2 protein-coding genes and 1 pseudogene are annotated in these 1,171 nt (G+C 60.5%); all 3 read left to right on the top strand.

The genetic code is table 11. The features are described 5' to 3' along the window. The first annotated feature begins 269 nt into the window (after positions 1-269). Entirely contained in the window at positions 270-464 is a 195-nt protein-coding gene (locus AC5ZG1_RS43970) for a 4Fe-4S binding protein (RefSeq protein ID WP_130232039.1), read from the top strand. A gap of 10 nt (positions 465-474) precedes the next feature. Then, positions 475-660, top strand: coding sequence for a hypothetical protein (locus tag AC5ZG1_RS43965; RefSeq protein ID WP_130582115.1), 186 nt, complete (start codon positions 475-477; stop codon positions 658-660). Beyond that, positions 654-1,171 (top strand): annotated as a pseudogene (locus AC5ZG1_RS43960) (Fe-S cluster assembly protein SufB); the annotation flags it as partial. The gene AC5ZG1_RS43965 and the pseudogene AC5ZG1_RS43960, both read left to right, overlap by 7 nt.

The raw sequence follows: 1,171 nt of genomic DNA, 5'->3' as shown, positions 1-1,171 counted from the left end.
GCTCCTTCCGCGAAACGCGGACTTCTCTTGCTTCGGGAATCATCCCGATCTTGAATCACGACTCACGTTCTATGAAAAGTGGGTACTAGGCGCGCAAGAAGTGGCGCATCCAGATCAAGCGCCTGTGAGCCGAGTGTCGCGGTCGCGACACGCTGTCCGGCCTAGGACAGGCGGGAGACGGAAAATAGCCGAGATAAATCAAGGCTCGACGTTTGGCACGAGCCTTGAAGGAAAGCCGTCGCGCATCGCCTGCCAAGGAATCGGAGTTTATGGCTTACAAGATAATCGCCTCCCAGTGCACCGTCTGCGGCGCATGTGAGTTCGAATGCCCGAACGCAGCAATCAGCCTCAAGAACGACATATATGTAATTGATCCGAAGAAGTGCACCCAATGCGAGGATCAGTGCGACACGCCGCAATGCGCCGTTATCTGCCCGGTGCCCGGCACGTGCGTGCAGGCATAAGGAGCGACCGATGAGCGGGTCCGCTGCGCGCAGCAAGGTTGAAGCGCGATCGGTGGCCGCCTTTCTGATGGGCGGCCTCGCTGGCCCCGAGCTGCGGGTGACTTACGCGATCGCGTATGCGGCGAAGGGCGCGCGCCGCGGCCGTCGTCGGGCATGGCCGGAGTCCTTGCGCGAGCGGCGGAGCGGGCAATGGTAGCCGTACAAGAGACGGTCGAGCGCGTCAGGCGCATCGACGTCGATCAGTATCGATATGGGTTCGAGACGCTTATCGAATCCGAAAAGGCCCCCAAGGGGCTCTCGGAAGATATCGTCCGCTTCATCTCAGAGAAAAAGAACGAGCCGGCCTGGATGCTGGAATGGCGCCTGGAGGCGTACCGCCGCTGGCTGACCATGACCGAGCCGACCTGGGCGCGCGTCAACTATCCCAAGATCGACTACCAGGACCTCTACTATTACGCGGCGCCGAAGCCGAAGAAGACGCTGTCATCGATCGACGAGATCGATCCCGAGATTCTCAAGACCTATGAGAAGCTCGGCATTCCCTTGCGGGAAGTCGCGATCCTCGAGGGCGTCGAGCCGCCTCCGGGCGGAGAGCCTTCGGAACAGCGGAAGATCGCGGTCGACGCCATCTTCGATTCGGTGTCGGTTGCGACCACCTTCCAGAAGGAATTGAAGAAGGCCGGCGTGATCTTCATGCCGATCTCGGA

The organism is Bradyrhizobium sp. Leo78 (genome assembly GCF_059512425.1).
The sequence above is the reverse complement of the archived record's forward strand: the minus strand, read 5'-3'. Positions and strand labels throughout refer to the sequence as shown.

Coding starts and splice junctions, on each gene's coding strand:
- AC5ZG1_RS43970 (WP_130232039.1), top strand. CDS start 270: ATGGCTTACAAGATAATCGCCTCCCAGTGCACCGTCTGCGGCGCATGT.
- AC5ZG1_RS43965 (WP_130582115.1), top strand. CDS start 475: ATGAGCGGGTCCGCTGCGCGCAGCAAGGTTGAAGCGCGATCGGTGGCC.